Raw genomic sequence first — 22710 nt, 5'->3', positions numbered from 1 at the left:
GTCTATTCCCAGCGGGACACCCCTTCGGCCGCCCGCTCCCGAGCCGACGCGAGGTGCTCGAGGAGTTCGGCGACGTCGTCGGGGTTCCGCACCCGGTACGGCGCGATCGACTTGCCCTGGCCGACCTTGACGCCGAGGTCCTCGCCCTCGAGCGCGGCGAACGCGTCCTCGTCGGTCACGTCGTCGCCGAGGTAGATCGCGCCCGTGGCTCCCGCGTGCTGGCGCATCCGGGTGAACGACTCCCCCTTGTCGGTCGAGCGCACCGAGAACTCGAGCACTGACTTGCCCGACCGCACGGTGATGCCGTCGAGCTGCGCGGCGACGCGCTCACGGGCATCGAGCTGGGCCGCGGTCGCGGCGGTGGAGGCGAGTCCGCGGGTGTGCAGGGCGAGCCCGGCGGGCTTGTGCTCGACGCGCGCGCCCGGGTGCGCGGCCACGACCTCCTCGACGACCCTCGTCAGCTGCGCGAGCTTCAACAGCTCGGCGTCGCGCAGGTCGAGCGTGATCGGGCCGCTGTCGAGCTTCAGCTCGACGCCGTGCGAGCCGCTCAGCAGCACGCCCTCCGGTGGCGATGCCACCTCGGCGAGGCTGTCGAGCGCACGCCCGGAGACGAGCGCGACCCGGGTGTCGGGCAGGGCGACGAGCCGTTCGATGGCGGCCACGGCGCGTTCGGTGGCGCGCGCGTCGTGCGGGTGCTCCACGAGCGGCGCGATGGTGCCGTCGAAGTCGAGGGCGACGAGCAGGCGCTCGGTCGTGGCGAGCTCGGCGACCGCGTCGCGCAGCTGGTCGGTCAGTCCGGCCTTGATGATGCCCGATCCGGTCAGGGTCTCGAGGAAGCTCGCCGACCACTTCGCGACGTCGTTCTCGCGGACGCGTCGCCGCAGGGCGCGCATGCGACGCGACCGCTCGCGCCGCGGCATCCGCACCGCCTCGATGATCGCGTCCTTCAGGCCCTCGATGTCGTGCGGGTTCACGAGCACGGCCTGGCGCAGTTCGTCGGATGCCCCGGCGAACTCGCTCAGCACGAGCACGCCGTCGTTGTCGAACCGGCAGGCGACGTACTCCTTCGCGACGAGGTTCATGCCGTCGCGGAGCGCGGTCACGAGCATGACGTCGGCCGCGAGGTAGAGCGCCACCATCTCCTCGCGCGGGTAGCCGTGGTGCAGGTAGGCGATGGCCTGGTGGCCGAGCGTCGCGTAGTCGCCGTTCAGGCGCCCGACGGTGAGCTCGATCTCGTCGCGGAGCTGCCGGTACGTCTCGACGCGTTCGCGCGAGGGGCTGGCGACCTGCACGAGCGTCGCGTCCTGGACGGCGATGCGACCGTCGCGCAGCAGCTCGCCGAACGCCTTCATGCGGTGCCGGATGCCCTTGGTGTAGTCGAGGCGGTCGACGCCGAGCATGACCGTCTCGGGGTTGCCGAGGCTCTCGCGGATCTCGCGCGCCCTCGCCTGCACGTCGGGGCGCCGGGCGATCTCCTCGAAGCCCTCGGCGTCGATCGAGATCGGGAAGGCCCGAGCCACGACGCGACGCATGTCGGCCTCGTCGCCCGGGCGCGGCTCGTTCGGCACCTCGATCACGTTGCCGCGCGTCGGGTAGCCGTGCAGGCGGCGCACGGCCCGCGAGAAGTTGCCGGCGTCGGCTGTGCGCTGGAACCCGATGACGTCGGCGCCGAGCAGTCCGTCGATGACCTGACGCCGCCACGGGAGCTGCGAGTAGATGCCGTATGCGGGGAACGGAATGTGATTGAAGAACCCGATCACGAGGTCGGGCCGCGACTCGCGGAGCATCTTCGGCACGAGCTGGAGCTGGTAGTCCTGCACCCACACGACGGCGCCATCGGAGGCCGCGCGCGCGGCCGCCTCGGCGAAGCGGCGATTGACGCGCACGTAGGCGTCCCACCACTCGCGGTGGTAGGTGGGCGGCGCGATCACGTCGTGGTAGAGCGGCCAGAGGGTGTCGTTCGAGAACCCCTCGTAGTACTCCTCGAGCTCGGACTCGCTGAGCGGCACGGGGATGATCGAGATGCCGTCGTTCTCGAACGGGTCGAACTCGCGGTCGGCGACGCCGGCCCAGCCGATCCAGGCGCCGTCGGCCGCGCGCATCACGGGTTCGAGTGCAGTGACCAGCCCGCCGGGCGAGCTCCTCCAGCCCGCGCTCCCGTCGGGCTGCTCCACGTAGTCGACCGGGAGCCGGTTGGAGACGACGATCATGTCGTAGGCGTGGTCGACGTACAGTTCTTCGGAATCCGACTGGGCGGTGTTCATGCGACTGGAGTCCCTCCTCGCGGGCAACCTCAGGCTAACAGCGGCCCGATCCTCGCCATCGGGCCTTGACGCATCGTCCCGCGCATGTCAACCCTCCGCCGCGGCCGAGCGGATGCCTCGCGACGGATGCGTCCGCGCGGTAGCGTGGCCCCATGCGCAAGTACCTCTTCAGCGGAGCCGTCCTCGGAGCGATCATCAGCGGGATCGGAGTCGTTCGCGCCACCGCATCGGGTCCCCGCGACTGGCGGCTGCTCCTCATGTGGGTCTCCTGGGCGGCGAGCCTCGCGATCGCCATAGGCACGGTGGCCGAAGAGACCCGCGACGGCGAGCTGACGGACTAGTCTCAGTCCGTCCCGTCGCTTGCGGCGTGTTCAGCGGCATTCCGAGCCCTCAGGGGCCGAAACTGGATGCAGTTCCGCACGGCCCGAACCGTGCGGCCACCGTTCCCACGAGAGGGGCCACCGATGTTCCGCCGTTGGCGCAGAGCGAGGCTTGCCGCACAGGCCTCGGCACACGCCGCCGCCAAGCCGCCGCGTCCTACCGCGGCCGACCTCCGCGGCGAACACCTCTTCGACCTGCTGAACGCGAAGCTCTCGGAGTTCATCGGCCCGAACGGCGCATGGTCGCTCGTGCGTCGCGCCGAGGGCGACACCGACCGCATCTTCGATGCCGTCATCACGCACCAGATCTCGGCCGAGCTGACCCGAGCGGTGCTCGACGAGCGCGATGCCGTCGCCGTCGTCGTTCCCGCCGAGGCCGAGCCGCTCGCGCTCAGCTGGGAGCCTGCTCCCCTCGTGGTCTGGGCCGAGCCGGCCTCCGACGCGACGACCTCCGACGCGACGGCGGATGCCGAGGCGGAGGAGATCTCGGTGGCTCCGGCCTACTCCGAGCACGGGTTCGAGGCACGCGCGGCCTGATCGCCGCGGGCGCCGTTCCAAAATCCGGCCCGGTTTCTTGTACGGCCGTGGGAGCGGGCGAGCGTCGCGTTTCCCTAGCGTGAAGAGCGGGCCATCCGGCTCGCGCGGGCCGATCGGCTCGATTCCTCACGACTCTGGAGGCCCTCGATGTCCGCCGCTGAGCCCACCATGCGCGACTCCGCCGACGCCGACGAGAACCGGCACGACGATGCCCACGACGAGCGGGCCTCGCGTCCACGGCGTCGCGGCACCGCGACCGACCTCGCGCAGATCGCCGTCTTCGCGGCGCTCATCGCGGCCCTCGGCCTTCCGGGCGCGCTGACCATCGGCGGTGCCGCGGTGCCGATCACGTTCCAGACCCTCGGCGTCATGCTGGCCGGCGCCATCCTGGGTGCGCGCAAGGGATTCCTGTCGGTGCTGCTGTTCATCGCGCTCGTCGCGGCTGGGCTCCCGCTCCTCTCCGGCGGTCGCGGCGGCCTCGGCGTCTTCGTCGGCCCCTCGGTGGGCTACCTCCTCGGCTGGCTGCTCGGTGCGCTGGTCATCGGTTGGGCGACGGCGCGCCTGCTGCCGAAGTACCGCATCCTGCCCGCGTTGCTGTGGACCGCGTTCGGCGGCATCGTCGCGGTCTACCTCGTCGGCGTCCCGCTGTTCGCCGCGATCACGGGCACTCCGCTCGGCCTCGCGCTCGCCGGCTCGCTCGTCTTCCTGCCCGGCGACGTGGTCAAGGTGGTCATCACGGTGCTCGTGGCCAAGGGCGTGCACCGCGCCTGGCCGGGCCTGATCGCACCGCGCACCTGGCCGTGGAAGCGCGAGAAGCCGGTCGCTCCCTCGGCATGAGCGACTGGCTCCACGGCTCGCCGCACGACGTCGCCCTCGCGTTCGGGGGCGAGATCGTGCGGTTCGGCGCGCTCGCCCGTTCCGTGTCGACGGTCGCGGCGGTCGGGCTGCCCGCGGGTGACGGGCCGATCGGATGCCCCGTGGCGACCGACCCCGTCACGCTCGTCACGCACGTGCTCGCCGCACTCGAGCGGGGTCGCCCGGTGCTCGTCGGCGGTTCGCAGCGCGAGGCCGACGATCTGGTCGGCCGGTTGCCGCAGGGCACAGGACTGGCGCTGCTGACCTCGGGATCCTCCGGTGGCTCGCCGCGCGTGGTCGCCCGCACGAACGCGTCGTGGCTGGCCTCGGCGGGCCCGCTCGCCGCGGTGGCGGGCCTCGGCGCCGACCCGGGTGAGGTCGCGCACGACGGCGACGCCGCCAAGGGCACGATGAGCGGTGTGCGCATCGCCGTCACCGGTCCGCTGCACGTGTCGATGCATCTCTACGGCGTGCTGCACGCGCTGTGGCTGGGCGCGACCGCGACCGACGCGCTCGAGGGCGCTGCGGTGGTGCACGCGACGCCCACGAGGCTCGCCCGCGTGATCGACGGCGACACGCCCCCGGCGGCGGCGATCGTGGCGGGGGCCGTGCTCAGCCCGACGCTGCGCGACCGGGCGGCCGACCGCGGCATCCGCCTCACCGAGTACTACGGTGCGGCCGAGCTGTCGTTCGTGCTCTCGGGCGGCGAGGGCGGGCTTCGACCGTTCCCGGGCGTCGAGGTCGAACTGCGGGCGGATGCCGCGGGCGACCTCCTCTGGGCGAGGTCGCCGTACCTCGCGCTCGGCGTGGTCGGCGGTGGCATGCTGCAGCGCGACGGGCGCGGGTTCGCGACCGTCGGCGACCTCGCCGAACGCACGCCCGACGGCGGGCTGCGCGTGCTCGGCCGGGGCGACGCCGCCATCACGACCGCGGGTTCGACCGTGCTCGTCGAGCAGGTCGAGGCGCGCCTCGAGGCGATCCCGGGTGTGCGGGCGGCGGCCGTCATCGGCGAGCCTCACGAGCTCCTCGGCGAGCGCATCGTCGCGGTCGTCGAACTCTTCGAGGGCGTCGCCCTCGCCGAGGTCGCCGACGCGGCGCGGCGCAAGATGCCCGTCGACGAGCTTCCGAGGCGTTGGTTCGCCGCCCGGGTTCCCCGCACGGCGTCGGGCAAGATCGCCAGGGGCGAGGTGCGCGCCGCCCTGGCGAACGGATGGCTCGGCGCACCACACCCCGGTGCGCCCCACCTCGGCGCACCGGCCGGGAGCGGCGCATGACCCGCGGCGGCCTCGATGCCGCGCCCGTGATCGTCGCCGGACGCCGCACCGCGATCGGCACCGCGGGCCGTGGGTTCGCGGCGCACACCGTCGATGCGCTGGCGGCGCCCGTGCTCGCCGAGGTCGCACGGCTCGTCTCTCCCTCCGGGCTGCACATCGACGACGTGATCCTCGGCAACTGCATGGGCCCTGGGGGCGATGTCGCACGCGTGGCCGCGTTGCGCGCCGGGCTCGGCTTCGAGGTGCCCGGCGTCACGGTCGACCGCCAGTGCGGCTCGGGGCTCGACGCCGTGCTGCAGGCCGCGTCGCGCGTGAAGGCCGGCGACGCGCAGCTCGTGCTCGCGGGCGGCGCCGAGTCGGCGTCAACGGCCCCGCACCGCGTGTGGCCCGAGTCGGGTGAACGGTACGCGCGTGCGCCCTTCGCTCCCCCGGGCTTCCCCGATCCCGACATGGGGCCGGCCGCCGACCGCCTCGCCGTCGTGCGCGGCATCACGCGCGCCAGGCAGGACGCCTGGGCTGCGCGCTCGCATGCGCTGGCGACATCCGCCCGCGATGCCGGGCTCTTCGAGACCGAGATCGTGGCCGTCGACGGCGTGGCTCGCGACGACCGGCCGCGCGCGAGCCTCGACGCGGCCACGCTGGCCCGGTTCGCCCCCGCGTTCTCGTCGTCGTACGAGGCGACCGTGACCGCGGGCAACTCGTGCGGGTTCTCCGACGGCGCGGCGGCGATGGCCGTGACGACCGAGCGCGTCGCGCGCGAGCTCGGACTGCCCGCACTGCGCATCCGCGCCGCGGCCGTCGCCGGCGGCGATCCGGCCCTGCCCGGCCTCGGCGCGGCGCCCGCCGCACGTGTCGCACTCGCCAGGGCCGGCCTCGCGGCCCGTGATCTGGGCTTCGTCGAGATCACCGAGGCGTTCGCCGCCCAGGTGCTCGCTGTGAGCGACGAGCTCGAGCTCGACGAGGAGCTCATCAGCGGCGACGGCGGGGCCATCGCCCTCGGACACCCGTGGGGGGCATCCGGAGCCGTACTGCTCGTGCGCCTGGCCGCGCGTATGGCCGCGACCGACGACCCGAGGCCCGGCCTCGCGGCCTGCTCGATCGGCGGCGGCCAGGGCGTGGCGATCATCGTGGAGAAGGCGGAATGAGCGAGATCGTGTTCGACGGCGTGAGCCACGACTTCGGCGCCGAGCGGGTCGTCGACGAGGTCTCGCTCGTGCTGACCGAGCGCCGAATCGGCATCGTCGGCGCCAACGGCTCCGGCAAGTCCACGCTCGCGCGCATGATCAATGGCCTCGTCTCCCCCACCGACGGCCGCGTGGTCGTCGACGGACTCGACGTCGCCCGTCGTGCCCGCGAGGTGCGACGCCGGGTCGGCTTCGTGTTCACGAACGCCGACAACCAGATCGTCATGCCCACCGTGCGCGAAGACGTCGCCTTCACCCTGCGTCGCCACAAGCTCGACAAGGCGGATGCCGCGGCGCGTGTCGACGCGACGCTCAAGCGCCTCGGGCTCACCGACCTCGCCGACCGCCCGGCCCATCGGCTGTCCGGCGGGCAGAAGCAGCTGCTGGCGCTCGCCTCGGTGCTCGTGGCCGAGCCCGAGATCCTCGTGGCCGACGAGCCGACGACGCTGCTCGACGCGCGCAACGCCCGGCTGATCGCACGCCACTTCGCGAGCCTCGACCAGCAGCTCGTCGTCGTCAGCCACCAGCTCGAACTCCTCGAGGACTTCGACCGCGTGATCGTCATGGAGCACGGCCGGGTCGTCGCCGACGACGTGCCCTCGGTCGCGCTCGATGCCTACCGGGTGCTGATCGCGTGATCGGCGTCTTCCACCCCGGCACGTCGATCGTGCACCGCGCCTCCGCGCTCGTGAAGCTCGGGCTGCTGGCGGCGTTCGTCACGGTCGCCGCGCTGGTCTCGTCGCTCGTGTGGCTCGCCGCGGCATCCGTCGTCGTCCTGCTGCTCTTCGTGCTCGCTCGCGTGCCCGCGCGGGTGGCGCTGCGGCAGATCGTGCCGATCCTCTGGGTGCTCGTGTTCGCGGTGCCCGTGCAGGTGCTCTTCGGCGGGTGGGAGGCGGCCTCGGTCATGGCCGTGCGGCTCGTCGTCGCCGTCGCGCTCGCGGCGCTCTACACGCTCACGACGCCCGTGAGCGAGACGCTCGACGCCATGCAGGCGGTGCTGCGGCCGTTCCGTCGATGGGTCGACGCCGATCGCGTCGGGCTCGCGCTCGCACTCACGATCCGCTGCGTGCCGCTGCTCGCCGACCTCGTGCGCGAGGTCATGGAGGCGCGCAAGGCCCGCGGCGCCGAGGGGTCGCTGCTCGCGCTCGCCGTGCCGGTCATCGTGCGGGCACTGCGCACGGCCGAGCACCTCGGAGAGGCGCTCACGGCGCGCGGGTTCGACGACTGAGTCGGGGCGGTTCGTTCGTCGGCGGATGCCGCGGGCGGCCGTCGGCCGTCGGTTCGCGGATGCCGCGGGTCGCTGTCGCCGGCCGGTTCGCGTGATGTCGTCGGCACCCGGCAGACTGGTCGACGGCCGATCGGCCGAGCACCGCGCCGACCGGAAGCAGCACCATGATGGGCATCACGCACGCCACGAGCGGCGCGGCCGCGTGGATCGCGGTCACGAGCACGATGCCGGTGCTCGGCCTCGGCGCCTACCCGCTCGACCCCGTGGGCGTGCTCGCCGGCACGGCCGTCGCCGCCGGCGCTGCGCTGCTGCCCGACGCCGACCACCACAGCGCCACGATCGCGCACTCGGTGCCAGTGCTCGGCCGGCTCGCGGCGCGCACGGTCGGCACGCTCTCGGGCGGGCATCGGCAGGGCGCGCACTCGGCCATCGCCGTGATCGTGATGATGGTGCTGGCCTGGGTGCTCACGCTCATCGCGGTGCCCGTCGACGGGCTCGGCACCATCGCGGTCGGCGCGGGCATCGGCACGGCCGTGCTGACGTGCTTCGGCCTCAAGGCCCGCGGTTTCGTGCGCACGTGGGCCGCCGCCTGGGTCGCCGGCGCCGCCGTCGGAGCCGCGATCGTGTTCCTCGCACCCGAGCAGATCGCGTGGTTCCCGCTCGCCGTGACGCTCGGGTTCGTCGTGCACCTGCTCGGCGACTTCCTCACGACCGGCGGCGTTCCGGGGATGCTCTGGCCGCAGGTGCACCGCCCGCCCGAGCGGTTCCGCGAGACGCCGGTGGTCAACCGGCTCTGGCTTCCGAGCGGGCACGTCTCGCTGCCGCTGCTCGGTGACACGGGCTCGTTCCGCGAGACCATGCTCGGCGCCGTCCTCGGCCTCTACTGCCTCGCGAACTTCGGCTACGAGTGCCTGCGCATGATGGGCGTCGAGGTGCTCGCCGGCGGCTGAGCGCGCGACGCCTCGCCGTGGCATCCGCCCTCCTGACGTCGTGGCCGACGGAGGGTCGTGGCAGGATCGCCCTGTGACCGAACGCCTGATGCTCCTCGACACCGCCTCGCTCTACTTCCGCGCGTTCTACGGCGTGCCCGACTCGCTGAAGGCCGCCGACGGCACGCCCGTCAACGCCGTGCGCGGCCTCCTCGACATCATCTCGAGGCTCGTCACCGACTACGAGCCCACGCAGCTCGTCGCATGCTGGGACGACGACTGGCGACCCGCTTGGCGTGTCGAGCTCATCCCGAGCTACAAGGCGCACCGTGTGGTCGAGGTCGTCGAGGCGGCCGCCGACATCGAGGAGACGCCCGACCCGCTCGTCGTGCAGATCCCGCTGATCCGCGAGGTGCTCGGCATCCTCGGCATCCCGATCGTGGGCGCGCCCGAGCACGAGGCCGACGACGTCATCGGCAGCCTCGCGACGCAGGCCACCGTGCCGGTCGACGTCGTGACGGGCGACCGCGACCTGTTCCAGCTCGTCGATGACGCCCGCGACGTGCGCGTGATCTACACGGCCCGCGGCATGAGCAAGCTCGAGGTGCTGACCGACGCGTCCGTCGTCGCCAAGTACTCGGTGCTCCCGCAGCAGTACGCCGACTTCGCGGCCCTGCGCGGCGACGCCTCCGACGGCCTGCCCGGGGTCAAGGGCATCGGCGAGAAGACAGCCGCGAGCCTCCTGCGCGACTTCGTCGACCTCGACGGCATCCGTGCGGCCGCGGCCGACGCTTCCGTGCCGCTGTCGGCCACGATGCGCTCCAGAATCGCCGATGCCGCGGACTACCTCGACGTCGCCCCGACCGTCGTCGAGGTCGTGCGCGACCTGCAACTCGGCGAGTTCGACGCGACGATCCGCCCGCTCGACGACGCCCGTCGAGCCGACTTCGACCGCTTCGCCGAGCAGTGGAACCTCGGCGGGGCGGCGCCGCGCGTGCTCGCCGCGCTCGGCAACGGCTGAGGCCCGCGGTCGATTCGTGCGGCCGCCGCGCCGATCTCGGTCGTGGGTTCGCTGTCGACTGGCCTCTCCGGATGTGCTTTCATGACGTGAGACGCGCCGAACCCGAGGTCGCACCCGGCATCCGATTCGGAGTGCGTCGACGCACACGCCCTCGGGCGTCGTGCCGGCTTCGGGGGAAGAGGGTCCGCATGGGTCGACGTCGGTGGTCCGCGATCGTGGCGGCGATCGGAGCGGTGCTGCTCGCCGGCGGGGTCGTCGCGACGGCGATCCCGGGCTCGGTGCCCGCGGCCGACGCCAGGATCGCACCCGTGCTCTCGACCGGCGTCTCGGCGATCAATCCGCTCACGCTCGCCGGCGGGTTCACCGTCTACGCGAGGGGCAACGCCGCGCTCGGGAACTCCGAGTTCGAGGGCAGCATCGCCGTCGGCGATCGGCTGCGACTCACCCAGACCGCGACGTACCAGTTCGCGCACGTCATCGCCGGCACCGGCTCGTACGTGCTGCCGACCGTCGACGGCGACCCGACCCGCGTGCTCATCGGCGACTACGCGTCGGACCCCGCGAGCAATCCGGGCCGAGCGCAGATCACCAGCCTCGGCGCGACGCAGCCGTCGCAGATCGGCGACCTCAAGATCGTCGACCGCGCCGCCCCGTTCGTCTCGTTCACCCGCGGAAGCTGGCTCCGGTACGCGCGAACGGCCGGCACCGACGACCCGCCGCTCATCGACGCCCAGAACCAGGTCTATCCCGATGACGCGACCCCGCCGGCGACCTCGGCTGGCGACGGCAGCATCTTCACGTACGCGACCGGCGCCGATCGACAGGCCGTGGTCGCCGATTACGTCGAGGCGAGTGCCGACGCCAACGCCGACGAGATCGCGCAGTGCTTCGCCGACGTCGTCGACCCGACGCAGCTCGTCGGCCACCCCGTCGAGATCCTCGAGGACACCGGCGATCGGATCGTGCTGGGCCCGCTGTCGCCCGACCAGCCCAATGTGCTCGAGTACGCCGACATCGCCGGCGCGACCCTGCTGCAGTTCTCCGATGGCGTGCCTGGTCCGCTGAATCCGCTCGTGATCCACGTCGAGCCCGGAACCACGTCGATCCTGCCGCCCGCGATCGACCCCGAGGGAACCTACTCGCCGTACACGGTCTGGGATCTCTCCGAAGTGACGGGCCCGGTCTCGATCGGCACGGGCGGCCGTGGCGACGGCTCGATCTACGCACCCGACGCGGACCTCACGATCACCGCCCAACCGTGGGACGGGCAGATCATCGCGAACGACGTGACGATCCTCGGCGGCGAGGTGCATTCCTTCCTGTTCGCCGGCGCGCTCCCGTGCGACACGCCGGCCGAGCAGGGCTCGTTCTCGGTCGCGAAAGCGCTCTCCGGCGTCGATCCCGAAGATCTCGCACCCGGAACGACCTTCGGCGTGCGCTACATCGCGCTCACTCCCGACGGCGTCCGGACGACCGGCGAGCTCGAACTGAGCGCCGACGGCACGCCCGTCTCGCCCGATACGACCTTCCCGTTCGGCACGAGGATCGCGCTCTTCGAGGTCCGACCCGGCGACGATGCGCTGCCGCCGGATCTGGCATGGACCGACGTCACCTGGAACGGCGACACGACGTTCGTCGTCGACGCCACGCATGCCATGGTCGAACTCGTCGTGACGAACACCGCCGCGCCGATCCCCGCGGGGTTCAGCGTGTCCAAGGTGCTGAGCGGCTCGGGTGAGACGGCGGTGCCCTCCGGCTCCGAATTCACGCTCACCTACACGGTCAACGGCGGCGAGCCGATCGACGTGCTCGTCTCACCCGACGACCCCGCCGCCGTCGTCGACGGACTCGTCGCGGGCGACGTCGTGACGATCGAGGAGACCGGCATCCCCGACGTCCCCGGCATCACCTGGGGCACTCCGGTGTGGACCATCGACGGCCAGCCCGTTGCGCCCGACGAGAACGGCGACATCACCTTCACCCTCGTCGGAAACGAGACGATCGCCGTCGAGCTGACGAACGAGGCCGACGCCGTCGGCTGGATCGCGATCGCGAAGACGGTGATCGGCGACGGCAGCAGCGCGCTGCCGGAAGGAACGACCTTCCCGCTCATCTACACGCTCGACGGCGGCGCCGAGGCGACCGTCGAGATCCCCGCGTCGGAGGCCATCACGTTCCCGGCGCTGCCGGCCGGAACGGTCGTCACCGTCCGCGAGGGAGATCTGCCCGAGATCCCGGGCGTCGAGTGGGGCACGCCCGGGTGGACGGTCGACGGCACGCTCCAGATCCCCGATGCCGACGGCAACATCACGTTCGTCGTCCTGCCCGGCACCACGGTGTCGCTCGCGCTGACGAACACCATGAACGGCTTCGGGTCGTTGTCGGTGGTGAAGACCGTCGACGGCACCGGATCGGCACTCGTGCCCGACGGCACGGTCTTCCCGGTCGAGTACCGCATCTCGAACGGCCCGGCGAACGCCACCGAACTCGTCACCGGTGTGCCGATCACTGCCGAGAACCTCCCGACCGGCGTGCCCGTGTCGGTGCGAGAGCAGGCGCCCCCGGCCATTCCCGGCATCATCTGGGGCACGCCGACGTGGACCGTCGACGGCGCCACGGTCGCACCCGACGCGGACGGCTGGGTGACCTTCGTGCCCACCACGGGCACGACCGTGGCGCTCGCGCTCGAGAACACGGCGGCCGGGACGTCCACGCCGACGCCGACGCCCGGCCCGCGCGCCGAACTCGCGACGAGCGGCATCGACGGTGCGCCAGCACTCGGACTGGCTCTGGCGGCGCTGCTCGGTGGCCTGCTCGTCCTGACGGTCGCCAGGACGACTCGACGCGTTCTGACCGGATCCGGCGGTTAGAGCGGGGCTCCCCCTCCCACGAGAAGTGGATTCCCGTCCCGAACTGAGCGCGTTTCGTTCCATCGTTCGGGCCGTGGGCGGCGATAAGGTGTGGCCGTCTCCGATCGGATCGCTGTTCGAGCGACCCACACCGATGCGGAGGTCGAATGCACCAGGAATGGAGATGCCATGAGTGACACCGAGACCAAGGGCATGTCGGGCTGGGTCGGATGGGTCGGCTTCGCCGCCGTCGTCATCCTCCTGAACGGCCTGTTCAGCATCATCCAAGGATCCGTCGCCGTCATCGGATCGAATTACTACTACGTCGTCGGCGAAGGCGGCCTGGTGGTGTTCGATCTCACCGGATGGGGTTGGTGGAACATCATCATCGGCGTCGTCCTGGCGCTCACCGGGTTCGCGCTGTTCAGCGGGGCGACCTGGGCCCGCGTCCTCGCCGTGATCATCGCCTCCCTGAGCGCGCTCGGGCAGCTGTTCCTGATCCCGGCGCAGCCGTGGTGGTCGCTCATCGTCATCGCGATCGACGTGCTCGTCATCTACGCCATCACGGTGCACGGGCGAGACCTGAAGCACTGACGAACCAGTCGGTCGGATGCCGCCGGCCCGCCTCGCGGGAGGCGGAAGGCGGCATCCGGCCGCACCCTCGAACCAGAACGGAGCAGACGATGCAGTTGCGCTTCATCTACGTCCCCGTCGACGATCTCCCCGAGGCGGTCGCGGTCCACCGCGACGTGCTCGGGCTCGCCGAGTCGTGGCGCGAAGGCGACGACACGGTCGCGTTCGCCCTGGCGGATTCCGACGTGCAGATCATGGTGTCGACCGCACCCGGCGCGTCAGGACCGATGTACGAGGTCGAAGACCTCGATGCCTGGCTCAACTCGCACGCGGCGGTGGTCGAACGGGGCGAGGTGAAGGACATCCCCGACGGACGCATGGTCGAACTCGACGGCCCCGACGGCAACGCGTTCTACGTGTTCGACCAACCCGGCCGGGCCGCAACGGACTGAGCCGCCCGGAACGAGCCACGGGACATGAGAAAAGCCCCGAACCTGGCGAGAGGTTCGGGGCTGATCGTGCACCCCCTGGGACTTGAACCCAGAACCCACTGATTAAGAGTCAGTTGCTCTGCAATGTTGCACGGCTTGAATTCGCACCGATTGGCCCCGCCAGTGCGGGGCACTATTGACATTGGCTCTCTGATTGATGAGACTCTAGGTGTCACATTTGGACACGATTGATCGCACGATCGTTGCACGCCAACGAGGGTTAGGTGAACATGCCGAAGCAATGGGGAGCCATCCGCAAGCTACCCTCCGGGCGTGTTCAGGCGTCGTATGTCGTCGCCGGGGTTCGGTACAACGCCCCCGTCACGTTCACCGATTCACCGCCGCCTCCTGGAACACGAGCGAAGCCAAGGACCGGCAGTGACAAAGCTCGAGAGTGGTTGGACGGCGTGCGCGTTGATCTCGAGCGAGGGCAGTGGATCTCCCCCACCGTCCTGGAGGCGCAGGCACGCGAGGCGGCAAACCGGGTCGTAGATGAGCGCTTCGGATCGTACGCAGCGACGTGGGTCGCGCAGCGCGTCGTTAAGGGGCGCCTCCTGTCTGCGAAGACTCGCGCCGAGTACGCGCGACAACTCGAGAAGGGCCTTTCGAGGTTCAAGAACGACCGCGTTTCGGAAATTACCGCGGCGCGAGTTCGCAACTGGCACGCGGATCGGATGAAGGCGGGGCGTACGGCCGCGGGCGCTGAGGCGCGTCTCCTCCGAGCAATCATGAATACGGCGATCGTCGAGGGCATTGTCACTTCGAATCCCGTTCCATCGGATCTGACGAAGACAAGCGCCGGCATGAAGCAGACGTACCGGCCGCCAACGTTGGGTGAACTGGGTTCGATACTTGACTTCATCGACGACCGGTTCGAGCTCGCGATCCTGCTCGCAGCCTACGGCGGTCTTCGCATGTCCGAGTGGCGGGCACTTCGCCGGATGGACATCACCATCCGTGATGGCGTAACCACCGTGGAAGTGAGCCGCCAAGCACAGCGAATAACCGGCGAGGGCTGGGTAGTCGGCTCCCCGAAATCAGAAGAGGGCATGCGCGCGGTTGTCCTACCCTCAGCACTCACGCCCGCAGTTGAAGCACACCTGAGTCATTTCGCGGGCCGCTTCCCCGAGAGCTTGCTGTTCCAACCGCACGGACACTCCGAATTCGTAGACAACTCGGTGTTCTACAAAGAATGGAATCGCGTCCGCGACCTTCTCAGCATTCGGGGCGTCGTTCGAGAGCACGACCTGCGACGGTTCGCCGGCACACTACACGCACAGTCGGGTGCGACTCTGGCCGAAACGATGAAGTTTCTCGGTCATTCGACCACCGTCGCGGCTATGGCGTATCAACATGCCGCCGCAGACCGTCTGGCGGAGATTGCGGAACGCATGCCGGTTCCGACGCGAACGTAACCCATCCGGGTCGCGATAAGGACCCCCGCACCTGCTGGAACAGGCCGGGGGCATGGTTCACAATCACACAAAGGAGCGAATCGTGAACAAGATCAAGGGTACCGACGCAAACGCCTCGGGTATCGGGGCGCACACTGACTTGACCGCAGTGGTAGTCGAGGCGCTCGACCTTCAGGCCAGGGCGCGACAGTCCGAAGCCGAGACGATCAGACAACTCGAACGCGAAGGCAAGACTGTCGTGGTGCTGCCGAACCAGTGGGCGCACAGCGAGTCCGGTCTGTTCTATATCGTCGACCACTTCAAAGGCGACGTGATCAGCGAGACGGAACCGTGGGCAGTTGAGCGCGCCAACAACCAGAACGCCGGCTATGCCGTTTGGAGGAATGGCGACCCCCAGGGCAAGTCATGGCGGGATGACATGGATCACGATCGCCATCGAGTGCGGCACGGTATCTGGCGGCTCATCGCTGAGGTCGTGATGGGTTCAGTAGCCGACACCTTCCCGAAGCCATTCCGCTACGTCGTGCTCGAGCTGGTCGGCTGAACTTCGCGACACACCCGGACGCAACTGGACATATCCTCGAAACTCAGTTAGTTTATTGATCAAGCCGATGACGCCTGCACAAAAGCAGGTCGCCATCGGCTTTGTCATTCCCCCGGCGTGTCGCTTTGGCAATTCGTTCTCGCGCTGATAGTTTCGTCTTTGCTCCCTAGGACTCTGTCTCCTAGGGATTTCGCATTTAACGGCGTGTCGGCACCCTTCAGAATGACCGGCCATGGTCAAATGGATCACACCGATTTTGCGTGCCTAAAACCTGACTCACACGAGTCGGGTTATTTTTTTGCCCCATCACCGTGACAGAACAACTCACGGTTCGACACAGAAAGCCCCGACTACATGTCGGGGCTTTCGTCATTTAAGCCCCCGCTTCCCATGGTCGGAGCGGTCTCAGCGTCAGCGCACCCGTGCTGGCGCTTTCTTCATTTAAGGAGTCGATATGTGGATCACCATCCAGGAAGCGGCCACACGGCGGGACGTTTCTACGCGCACCATCCGGCGAATGATCTCGGCCGGCCTCATCGAAGCAGAACGCTTCGGCCCACGACTTATTCGCGTCAACGCGGTCTCGCTGGAGCACGCAGGTCGGAGCTTGGTCGCTTGAACACAAAGAAGAAGCCCGGTACGCCGTTAGGAGCGGCGACCGGGCGAAACCACGTTGCTTGCTGGCATAGCGGCCCTTTCAAGTTTACTGCCAGCGCACCAGATAGGGGCGTGATCGATGAGCGGCATTGAACTAGTCGGCCACACCGTCGAGAAGCAATTGGACGCCTGTCTCTGGCGTCTCGTGTCAGCAGAAATCGGGCTGCACGACCTCACGCCCGCACTCGCCGGCTTCTACTCAGTCGGCTTCAACGACGGGCAGGAATCAATGGCAGCCGAGCGCGACCGTCTCTACGAACGCCTCTACTACGGCAAGGAACTGCCAGACGTGAGGCTGCGCCGCATGCGGGCCGGTGCTGCGGCCTATTGGGAAGAGTTCGTGCACGAGCGCGTACGCGACATCATCGAAGATCGGGGCCGCGCATGAACGGTTCGAACTACACCCAGGACGCGTACACCGACATCGGTGAACTCCTCGACCGAGGCGACATCACTCCCCCAGCCCCGTCTATCGGACTGCGTGACGACGGCATTGGACTGTTCTACCGAGGACAGTCCAATCTTGTATTCGGTGACCCCGAATCCGGCAAGACGCTGCTCGCTCAGTGCGCCGTCGCAGACGAGCTCGCCCGAGGCAACTCTGCCCTACTGATCGACCTCGACCACAACGGGGCCGGCGCAACCATCTCACGTCTCATCAGCATGGGTGTCGACGAGGCGGTACTGCGTGACGCGGGCAGGTTCCGCTACTGCCAGCCCGAGGATGCCGAACATATGGCAACCGTCGTGGCAGACGCTCTCGACTGGAAGCCGGCGATCGTTTTGCTCGACTCGCTGGGCGAACTCCTGCCCATGTATGGCGCATCGTCGAACTCGCCAGATGACTTCACGCGGGTCCACACGACCGTCGTCAAGGCGCTAGTCAAGTCTGGCGCAGCGGTGATCATCATCGACCACCTCCCCAAGAATCGTGACGCTCAGTCGTTCGGTGCCACGGGGACGACGGCGAAGAAGCGGGCGATCGGTGGCACCTCGTTGCGCGTGAGCATCGCTGAGCCGTTCAAACCGGGCATCGGTGGGCGGGCCCATGTGACCCTCAACAAGGACCGTCACGGCGGCCTGAGGGCGTCCTGCCCGAGTGATGATCGCGAGCCGCTTGCAGCCACGTTCAAGCTCTGGACGCAGACGGACGGGGATCTCGCATGGAACTTCATCCCTCCGAAGGAAGGTGAAGCGGCACCGAAGCAGGACATCGTTTCGGCAGCCGACATTCAGACGCTGTCGGAGCTCACTCCCCCGCCGAAGTCTCAGCGAGACATCAAGGAACGGCTCAACTGGGGTTCCTCACGGGCGCTCGACACATTGAAGGAATGGCGTCGACTGGGCTCCCCAACGATCGTGCTCCCCGCTCCTGAACCCTATGTGTCAGGAGCAGAGGAGCACTCATATACCGCTCCCGGAGCGCTCCCAGAGCACCAATACAACACTGCTCCCCGCTCCTCACAGTGGGAGTACGGGAGCAAGGAGCACACCGAGAAGGTCACCTCGTGAGGGGCGCGCTCGAGTTCAGGGTGCTTCAGTCCGCGATGGAGAAGTCACCTCCCGCGTGTCTGGGCCAAGACCGCTATACGGATGACAACCCATCGCCAGGTGACCGCATCGAAATGCGGGAGACCTGCAACCTGTGCCCACTCATGGCGCAGTGCCTCACTTACCGGCGTGTAGGTCGCCCCGAAGGCGGCACGTGGGCTGGCGAACTCATGACAAGGAGCAACTGATGGCTATCGACTACATCGGCCTCGAAGGCGGTTGGGGAACGTGCGATGACTGCACCGGCCGTATCCGCATGGTCGAGATAACACCTGGCTTCTACTGGCCCAAGGTGCTCCGACACGACGACACCTGCCCCGTCCTTCGGGAGGCGTGCTCATGAGGAGACGTCCCCCCACCGACACCCCTGAAGCCGAGTTCCTTCGCACCCAATACGGGCGAGCAATCATCCGATGCCCGCTCTGCGGAGAAGAACACGACCACGAATACGTGCCCAGCAACCGACGCCAATGGCGCGCCGCAGGATGCCGCCTCTATACCCCCGTGAACCGTGACCAACGAGCGAACGGCTACACGTTCTACGTCCCAGAAAGCAGAACCTCATGACCGACGCCGACGAGATGCGGGAGTTCATCCGCAACCTCTGGGGAGAAGCCCAGACCGAGCACGACGAACCCGCCTCAGGGATATTCACGACCCGCCCCGCGACCCCCACTGCCGAACAGGAGAACTAACCATGTCTTACCGATCCTTCGCACCGACCATCCGCAAGTACCTCACCACCGCCGATCAGTACGCAGTCGAACTGCCGGACGTCCTGGCAGCCGACATCACGAAGAAACTCGCACTCATCGAAGCGGCGAACAACCTCGACCTCACCGGCCCGTCCGTTGCCGAAGCCACATACGACGCGATCAGCAACGGCAAGAACCCCCTCGACGACAAGGAAGTACTGCGCGCGACCGTTCGCAGCGCACTTCTGCCGATCGTGTCGCAGAGCGGCATTGCGAACGTCGGCATCGACAGGCTTTCCGAGACCGTACGCGACAACATCGACGAGCTCGTAGCCGCATACCAGCCGGCCTACGACAGCACCGGCGAACGGTTCACCGAAGCACACGCAATCCTCACCGCACACGGCATCACAGGCCTTGACGACCCTCGAGTCAGCAGCATGGGTCTCGACATCGCCAGGGCAAACCTCGACGCCCGCGAAGCACACAAGATCCTCCACGACCTGCACGAAGCCATCGGCACCCTCCTGTACCTCGTGGGACGGGCAGAAGGAACAGCGGTCGGCGCACTCCTGCAGAACGTCGATGCCGGCGACGCCACCGCAACCGAGATCCTCGATGCGTTCCGTGGCAGCAAGCGTGCCGACCACTGGGATATCGCGACGGCCGGCTACCGCATCAGCCTCGCCACCCCCACCGAGGTTGAAGCGCGACGTGAGCAGGCGTACTCGGCACAGTCAGCAAGCCACCGCGAAGCACAGCGCGACCACGTGCAGGAGGCACGCGCTGCCGAGTACGTGCGGATGAATGCCCGATGACCGCCCGCAACCGTGCCCAAGCGCAGCGATGGCGTGACCGCATCAGACGCACACGTGCGGCCTGCCACATCTGTGGTGAACCAGTGGACTACACGCTGCCGCACACCGACCCGCGATCCTTCGTCATCGATCACGTCATTCCCCTAGCCAAGGGCGGTGAAGACGCGCTGCACAACATCAAAGCAGCGCACCGACAAGCGACTGCAACTCGAAGAAGCGAGCCCGCATCGTGGCACCGATCATCCGACGCTCTCACTCGCTCGAGTGACCCCAGGGGCGGGTCACCCCTCGACCTGTGCTCAGGACCTCTGGGGCTAGGCGGCATCTCCCCCCGGCTGAAAAAAAGATTCGAGGAGGCCTGACATGGGTCGTGTTTTGAGGGCTGTGGAGGCCGATGAGCCTGTGGTGCCGGACGTTCCGGGGTCGTTGGTGGAGGCCGCGGAGATGGGGCGTCGTGAGTTTCTGGTGCGTGCCCGTCTGCATATTGCGTCGGTGATTGATGCGGGCGTGGTTCCGGCGCATGCGTTGGGCCGGCTGATTGCGGAGATGGAGCGTTTGGATTCCGAGGTTCGTCGTTACGACGACGCGGAGCTTGATGAGGGCGAGGTTGTGGGCGATGCGCCTTTCGACCCGTCGATGATCTGAGGAGGTGACTAAATGGGTGAACGCAATACGAAGGTGACTCTCGATGCGGTCGTGAGTGGCTACGTGAAGGGCATGACCGACGCTGCTGTCGCGACCCAGAAGCTGGATACCGCGGCCGGGAAGTTGGCCGCACAGCAGCAGGCATTTGATGGCATCGGCAAGGGAGCGTTGGCAGTCGGTGCGTTTGCTGCTGCGGGTGTGGGGCTCGCTGTGGCGAAGTTCGCGGACTTCGACAAGGCGATGTCGAATGTGCAGGCGGCGACGCACGAGTCTGCGTCGAACATGGATCTGCTGCGGGATGCGGCGCTCGAGGCTGGTCGTACAACGGTCTTCTCGGCTACCGAGTCGTCGGCTGCTATCGAGGAGCTCTCGAAGGCGGGCCTGTCTACGGCGGAGATCCTGGATGGTGCTCTGAGCGGTGCGCTGGATCTTGCTGCTGCTGGTGGCCTTGAGGTTGCTCAGGCGGCTGAGATCGCGGCAACCACGTTGGCACAGTTCAACCTTGAGGGTTCCGAGACTGAGCATATTGCTGACCTTCTCGCGGCTGGTGCCGGTAAGGCGTCCGGCGAGGTCTCGGACCTCTCTGCGGCTCTCGCACAGTCGGGTCAGGTGGCTTCGGCTACGGGTTTGACGGTTGAGGAGACGACGGGTGCTCTGGCTGCGTTCGCTCAGGCTGGGTTGAAGGGTTCGGATGCGGGTACGTCTTTGAAGACGGCTCTGTCGTCGTTGAATCCGCGGAGTGCTGAGGCTGAGAAGCTGATGGCGGATCTGGGTATCTCGGCGTACGACGCACAGGGCAACTTCATCGGGCTGGCTGAGTTCGCCGGCAGGTTGCAGGACGGGCTGTCGGGTTTGTCGACTCAGCAGCGTCAGGCGGCGTTGTCGACAATCTTCGGGGCGGATGCGATTCGTGCTGCGACCGTGCTCTACGACGAAGGCGCGGAAGGCATTCAGGACTGGATCACAGCGGTTGATGACCAGGGATATGCGGCTGAGACCGCTGCTCTACGTCTCGACAACCTGGCTGGCGATGTGGAGGCGTTTGGCGGCGCGATGGAGACGGCTCTCATCGGTGTTGGTGAGGGCGCTGACGGGCCTCTGAGGGGTCTTGTGCAGGGTGCTACGGATGTGGTGGCTGCGTTTGCTGATGCTCCTGAGCCGGTGCAGAATACGGCTCTTGCGATTGGTGGTGTGACTGCCGCTGTTGGCCTGATGGGTGGCGCTGCTTTGCTCGCTGTTCCGAAGGCCGCGGCGTACAAGGCATCCCTTGAATCGCTGAATATCTCGGGTGGCAAGGTTGCGAAGGGTGTTGCCGGCGCAGCTATCGCGATCACTGGAATGGCGCTGGTTGTGTCGCAGTTGGCGTCGCAGCAGGCGGAGGCTCGCGCTTCTGCTGAGGCGTATGCGGACACGCTTGAGGAGGGGTCGCAGCGTACGACGGCAGCTACCCGTGACATGGTGGTGGCGAACCTGCAGGCGAAGCAGTCGCTGAACTTGCTGGGTCTTGAGATTGATGCGGTGCAGTTTGATTCGGCTGCGGATGCTGCGGAGAAGTTGGGCTTGTCGGTGTCAACTGTGGCTGACGCGACGATGGGCAGCGTGGAGGCGTTGGAGCAGGTCGCTGCGGTGACGAAGCTGCGGAATCGTACCGATGAGGATGCGGTCGCGGTTCGCGAGAAGCTGGGTCTGAAGGAGGGCGAGTGGGCTGACGCTATCGATTCCGTCGTGAACGGTGTGAAGGGTGAGTCGGCGTCGCTCGAGGAGGCCATCCGTCTGGCACGTCAGCATGAGTCCGCGGTCGACGACGGTACTGCTGCGACTGAGGGGCAGACGTCCGCGTTGGAGGAGTTCACGAGTGTGACAGCGACCGCTCAGCAGTCGGTGGATGACTTCATCACGGCGTTGCAGGGTCTCGGTGACACGCAGTTGTCGTTGAACGACGCGAACCGTCAGGTTGAGGCGTCGCTTGATGATGCGACGGAGGTGCTGGACAAGTTCAAGCAGAGCGTTTATGACACGGCGATCGCGAATGGGGCATCCGAGGAAGCGGCGCACGCTGCCGCTGACGCTGCGGTCGCCCAGGGGCAGGCTTTGGACATTACGACTGAGGCCGGTCGTGAGAACCAGGCCGCTCTTGACGCTATCGCGGAGTCGTACAAGAAAGCTGCGGCTGCGACAGTCGAACAGACTGGTGTGCAGTCTGATGCGATCCCGGTGATTCAGGCGGGTCGTGACGCGATTGTTGCGGCCGGTGAGGCTGCGGGTATGTCCAAGGAGCAGGCGGGTGCGTACGCGGATCAGTTGGGTCTGATTCCCGGTGACGTCAGCACTCAGGTCAACCTTCACGCTCAGGCGGCGATGGATGCAGCGACGGCGTTCGCACGGAAGTTGGCGGAGATTCCGAACTCGAAGGAGGTGTACCTGTATGTGCAGGAGCAGCGGATTGCGTCTGGTGCGCCGGCCGGTCAGGTGGGTGCCGCGTACGCGAACGCAGACGGTGGCATGTACTCGTATTCGAGTGGTGGCTTCGGTGAGGGCTTCTATTCGGGCCGTCAGGGTGCGTTGTACAAGTTCGCTGAACCTGAGGTTGGTTGGGAAGCGTTCATCTCTGGCCGGCCGGGGAAAGAAGCAGAGAACCGTGGCTACGCACTCGAGGCTTACGGCCGACTGGGTGGTCAGATGCCTGCCGGCGACACGATCCAGCACTTCAGCTACAACGCGTCGCCTATTCGCGAGATGGACCCCCGCGCGGTCAACACGATCATGATGCGCGAGTTCGCTCGCAAGATTGGGGGCTGAT

Annotated in this window: 24 protein-coding genes and 1 tRNA gene; 23 read left to right on the top strand and 2 right to left on the bottom strand. The window is 67.9% G+C overall.

Annotated features, from left to right (window positions below):
- Positions 1 to 2: 2 nt before the first annotated feature.
- Entirely contained in the window at positions 3 to 2264 is a 2262-nt protein-coding gene (locus tag ATC03_RS08035; protein WP_084003385.1) for a bifunctional alpha,alpha-trehalose-phosphate synthase (UDP-forming)/trehalose-phosphatase, read from the bottom strand.
- Between the two features lie 152 nt (positions 2265 to 2416).
- On the opposite strand from ATC03_RS08035, the gene ATC03_RS08030 reads away from it, so the two are divergent.
- The 12 genes from ATC03_RS08030 to ATC03_RS07970 all read left to right on the top strand — a co-directional run bounded on the left by ATC03_RS08030 (position 2417) and on the right by ATC03_RS07970 (position 13546).
- Positions 2417 to 2605: a hypothetical protein gene (locus ATC03_RS08030; RefSeq protein WP_067875341.1), complete on the top strand. Its 189-nt coding sequence runs from the start codon at positions 2417 to 2419 to the stop codon at positions 2603 to 2605.
- Between the two features lie 123 nt (positions 2606 to 2728).
- Entirely contained in the window at positions 2729 to 3181 is a 453-nt protein-coding gene (locus ATC03_RS08025) for a hypothetical protein (RefSeq protein WP_067875337.1), read from the top strand.
- Between the two features lie 147 nt (positions 3182 to 3328).
- Entirely contained in the window at positions 3329 to 4018 is a 690-nt protein-coding gene (locus ATC03_RS08020; protein ID WP_227820259.1) for a biotin transporter BioY, read from the top strand.
- Entirely contained in the window at positions 4015 to 5310 is a 1296-nt protein-coding gene (locus ATC03_RS08015) for an AMP-binding enzyme (protein WP_067875334.1), read from the top strand. Before ATC03_RS08020 ends, ATC03_RS08015 begins: the two co-directional genes overlap by 4 nt.
- Positions 5307 to 6455, top strand: a complete 1149-nt coding sequence (locus ATC03_RS08010; RefSeq protein WP_067875331.1) for a thiolase family protein — start codon at positions 5307 to 5309, stop codon at positions 6453 to 6455. The genes ATC03_RS08015 and ATC03_RS08010 overlap by 4 nt, the downstream gene beginning before the upstream one ends.
- Complete coding sequence (locus ATC03_RS08005) at positions 6452 to 7132, top strand: energy-coupling factor ABC transporter ATP-binding protein (RefSeq protein WP_067875328.1); 681 nt, start codon at positions 6452 to 6454, stop codon at positions 7130 to 7132. Before ATC03_RS08010 ends, ATC03_RS08005 begins: the two co-directional genes overlap by 4 nt.
- Positions 7129 to 7722 (top strand): energy-coupling factor transporter transmembrane component T family protein, encoded by a 594-nt coding sequence (locus ATC03_RS08000; RefSeq protein WP_067875326.1) that lies wholly within the window; start codon positions 7129 to 7131, stop codon positions 7720 to 7722. The genes ATC03_RS08005 and ATC03_RS08000 overlap by 4 nt, the downstream gene beginning before the upstream one ends.
- 167 nt (positions 7723 to 7889) lie before the next feature.
- Complete coding sequence (locus ATC03_RS07990; protein WP_161490329.1) at positions 7890 to 8672, top strand: metal-dependent hydrolase; 783 nt, start codon at positions 7890 to 7892, stop codon at positions 8670 to 8672.
- A gap of 73 nt (positions 8673 to 8745) precedes the next feature.
- Positions 8746 to 9672 (top strand): 5'-3' exonuclease, encoded by a 927-nt coding sequence (locus ATC03_RS07985; RefSeq protein WP_067875317.1) that lies wholly within the window; start codon positions 8746 to 8748, stop codon positions 9670 to 9672.
- Positions 9673 to 9860: 188 nt separating this feature from the next.
- Positions 9861 to 12542: a collagen-binding domain-containing protein gene (locus ATC03_RS07980; RefSeq protein ID WP_067875314.1), complete on the top strand. Its 2682-nt coding sequence runs from the start codon at positions 9861 to 9863 to the stop codon at positions 12540 to 12542.
- 168 nt (positions 12543 to 12710) lie between these two features.
- On the top strand, positions 12711 to 13115 hold the full coding sequence (locus ATC03_RS07975) for a DUF7144 family membrane protein (RefSeq protein ID WP_067875311.1): 405 nt from the start codon (positions 12711 to 12713) through the stop codon (positions 13113 to 13115).
- Between the two features lie 89 nt (positions 13116 to 13204).
- Positions 13205 to 13546: a VOC family protein gene (locus tag ATC03_RS07970; protein WP_067875308.1), complete on the top strand. Its 342-nt coding sequence runs from the start codon at positions 13205 to 13207 to the stop codon at positions 13544 to 13546.
- A gap of 67 nt (positions 13547 to 13613) precedes the next feature.
- On the opposite strand, the gene ATC03_RS07965 is transcribed toward ATC03_RS07970, so the two are convergent.
- A tRNA-Lys gene (locus tag ATC03_RS07965) sits at positions 13614 to 13712 on the bottom strand.
- Positions 13713 to 13815: 103 nt separating this feature from the next.
- On the opposite strand from ATC03_RS07965, the gene ATC03_RS07960 reads away from it, so the two are divergent.
- From ATC03_RS07960 to ATC03_RS07930, 11 genes are all read left to right on the top strand, one after another.
- Positions 13816 to 15000, top strand: a complete 1185-nt coding sequence (locus tag ATC03_RS07960; protein WP_084003383.1) for a site-specific integrase — start codon at positions 13816 to 13818, stop codon at positions 14998 to 15000.
- Positions 15001 to 15082: 82 nt separating this feature from the next.
- Positions 15083 to 15544: a hypothetical protein gene (locus tag ATC03_RS07955; RefSeq protein ID WP_067875303.1), complete on the top strand. Its 462-nt coding sequence runs from the start codon at positions 15083 to 15085 to the stop codon at positions 15542 to 15544.
- Positions 15545 to 15998: 454 nt separating this feature from the next.
- Positions 15999 to 16163: an excisionase family DNA-binding protein gene (locus ATC03_RS19770; protein WP_084003382.1), complete on the top strand. Its 165-nt coding sequence runs from the start codon at positions 15999 to 16001 to the stop codon at positions 16161 to 16163.
- Positions 16164 to 16280: 117 nt separating this feature from the next.
- Positions 16281 to 16589: a hypothetical protein gene (locus ATC03_RS07950; RefSeq protein WP_152030897.1), complete on the top strand. Its 309-nt coding sequence runs from the start codon at positions 16281 to 16283 to the stop codon at positions 16587 to 16589.
- Positions 16586 to 17713 carry a hypothetical protein gene (locus ATC03_RS07945; RefSeq protein WP_067875297.1) on the top strand — a complete coding sequence of 376 codons (1128 nt, stop codon included), beginning with the start codon at positions 16586 to 16588 and terminating at the stop codon, positions 17711 to 17713. The genes ATC03_RS07950 and ATC03_RS07945 overlap by 4 nt, the downstream gene beginning before the upstream one ends.
- Positions 17714 to 17939: 226 nt before the next feature.
- A complete protein-coding gene (locus tag ATC03_RS20550; RefSeq protein ID WP_156997164.1) occupies positions 17940 to 18095 on the top strand; it encodes a hypothetical protein in 156 nt (51 codons plus the stop codon).
- A 220-nt stretch (positions 18096 to 18315) separates the two neighbouring features.
- A complete protein-coding gene (locus ATC03_RS21155; RefSeq protein ID WP_257737035.1) occupies positions 18316 to 18447 on the top strand; it encodes a hypothetical protein in 132 nt (43 codons plus the stop codon).
- Between the two features lie 2 nt (positions 18448 to 18449).
- Complete coding sequence (locus tag ATC03_RS07940) at positions 18450 to 19265, top strand: hypothetical protein (RefSeq protein WP_067875294.1); 816 nt, start codon at positions 18450 to 18452, stop codon at positions 19263 to 19265.
- Positions 19262 to 19627 carry an HNH endonuclease gene (locus tag ATC03_RS21255; protein WP_074400999.1) on the top strand — a complete coding sequence of 122 codons (366 nt, stop codon included), beginning with the start codon at positions 19262 to 19264 and terminating at the stop codon, positions 19625 to 19627. The genes ATC03_RS07940 and ATC03_RS21255 overlap by 4 nt, the downstream gene beginning before the upstream one ends.
- A 1-nt stretch (position 19628) precedes the next feature.
- Positions 19629 to 19910 carry a hypothetical protein gene (locus ATC03_RS07935; protein WP_074400997.1) on the top strand — a complete coding sequence of 94 codons (282 nt, stop codon included), beginning with the start codon at positions 19629 to 19631 and terminating at the stop codon, positions 19908 to 19910.
- Between the two features lie 12 nt (positions 19911 to 19922).
- A complete protein-coding gene (locus ATC03_RS07930) occupies positions 19923 to 22709 on the top strand; it encodes a phage tail tape measure protein (RefSeq protein WP_084003381.1) in 2787 nt (928 codons plus the stop codon).
- Position 22710: the final 1 nt, after the last annotated feature.

It is taken from the genome of Agromyces aureus (assembly GCF_001660485.1).
Classification (GTDB): Bacteria; Actinomycetota; Actinomycetes; order Actinomycetales; family Microbacteriaceae; genus Agromyces; species Agromyces aureus.
The sequence above is the reverse complement of the archived record's forward strand: the minus strand, read 5'-3'. Positions and strand labels throughout refer to the sequence as shown.

Excerpts from the sequence above, each read along its gene's own strand:
- ATC03_RS08035 (WP_084003385.1), bottom strand. The coding sequence starts at position 2,264 with ATGAACACCGCCCAGTCGGATTCCGAAGAACTGTACGTCGACCACGCC.
- ATC03_RS08030 (WP_067875341.1), top strand. The coding sequence starts at position 2,417 with ATGCGCAAGTACCTCTTCAGCGGAGCCGTCCTCGGAGCGATCATCAGC.
- ATC03_RS08025 (WP_067875337.1), top strand. The coding sequence starts at position 2,729 with ATGTTCCGCCGTTGGCGCAGAGCGAGGCTTGCCGCACAGGCCTCGGCA.
- ATC03_RS08020 (WP_227820259.1), top strand. The coding sequence starts at position 3,329 with ATGTCCGCCGCTGAGCCCACCATGCGCGACTCCGCCGACGCCGACGAG.
- ATC03_RS08015 (WP_067875334.1), top strand. The coding sequence starts at position 4,015 with ATGAGCGACTGGCTCCACGGCTCGCCGCACGACGTCGCCCTCGCGTTC.
- ATC03_RS08010 (WP_067875331.1), top strand. The coding sequence starts at position 5,307 with ATGACCCGCGGCGGCCTCGATGCCGCGCCCGTGATCGTCGCCGGACGC.
- ATC03_RS08005 (WP_067875328.1), top strand. The coding sequence starts at position 6,452 with ATGAGCGAGATCGTGTTCGACGGCGTGAGCCACGACTTCGGCGCCGAG.
- ATC03_RS07990 (WP_161490329.1), top strand. The coding sequence starts at position 7,890 with ATGGGCATCACGCACGCCACGAGCGGCGCGGCCGCGTGGATCGCGGTC.
- ATC03_RS07980 (WP_067875314.1), top strand. The coding sequence starts at position 9,861 with ATGGGTCGACGTCGGTGGTCCGCGATCGTGGCGGCGATCGGAGCGGTG.
- ATC03_RS07975 (WP_067875311.1), top strand. The coding sequence starts at position 12,711 with ATGAGTGACACCGAGACCAAGGGCATGTCGGGCTGGGTCGGATGGGTC.
- ATC03_RS07970 (WP_067875308.1), top strand. The coding sequence starts at position 13,205 with ATGCAGTTGCGCTTCATCTACGTCCCCGTCGACGATCTCCCCGAGGCG.
- ATC03_RS07960 (WP_084003383.1), top strand. The coding sequence starts at position 13,816 with ATGCCGAAGCAATGGGGAGCCATCCGCAAGCTACCCTCCGGGCGTGTT.
- ATC03_RS19770 (WP_084003382.1), top strand. The coding sequence starts at position 15,999 with ATGTGGATCACCATCCAGGAAGCGGCCACACGGCGGGACGTTTCTACG.
- ATC03_RS07950 (WP_152030897.1), top strand. The coding sequence starts at position 16,281 with ATGAGCGGCATTGAACTAGTCGGCCACACCGTCGAGAAGCAATTGGAC.
- ATC03_RS07945 (WP_067875297.1), top strand. The coding sequence starts at position 16,586 with ATGAACGGTTCGAACTACACCCAGGACGCGTACACCGACATCGGTGAA.
- ATC03_RS20550 (WP_156997164.1), top strand. The coding sequence starts at position 17,940 with ATGGCTATCGACTACATCGGCCTCGAAGGCGGTTGGGGAACGTGCGAT.
- ATC03_RS21155 (WP_257737035.1), top strand. The coding sequence starts at position 18,316 with ATGACCGACGCCGACGAGATGCGGGAGTTCATCCGCAACCTCTGGGGA.
- ATC03_RS07940 (WP_067875294.1), top strand. The coding sequence starts at position 18,450 with ATGTCTTACCGATCCTTCGCACCGACCATCCGCAAGTACCTCACCACC.
- ATC03_RS21255 (WP_074400999.1), top strand. The coding sequence starts at position 19,262 with ATGACCGCCCGCAACCGTGCCCAAGCGCAGCGATGGCGTGACCGCATC.
- ATC03_RS07935 (WP_074400997.1), top strand. The coding sequence starts at position 19,629 with ATGGGTCGTGTTTTGAGGGCTGTGGAGGCCGATGAGCCTGTGGTGCCG.
- ATC03_RS07930 (WP_084003381.1), top strand. The coding sequence starts at position 19,923 with ATGGGTGAACGCAATACGAAGGTGACTCTCGATGCGGTCGTGAGTGGC.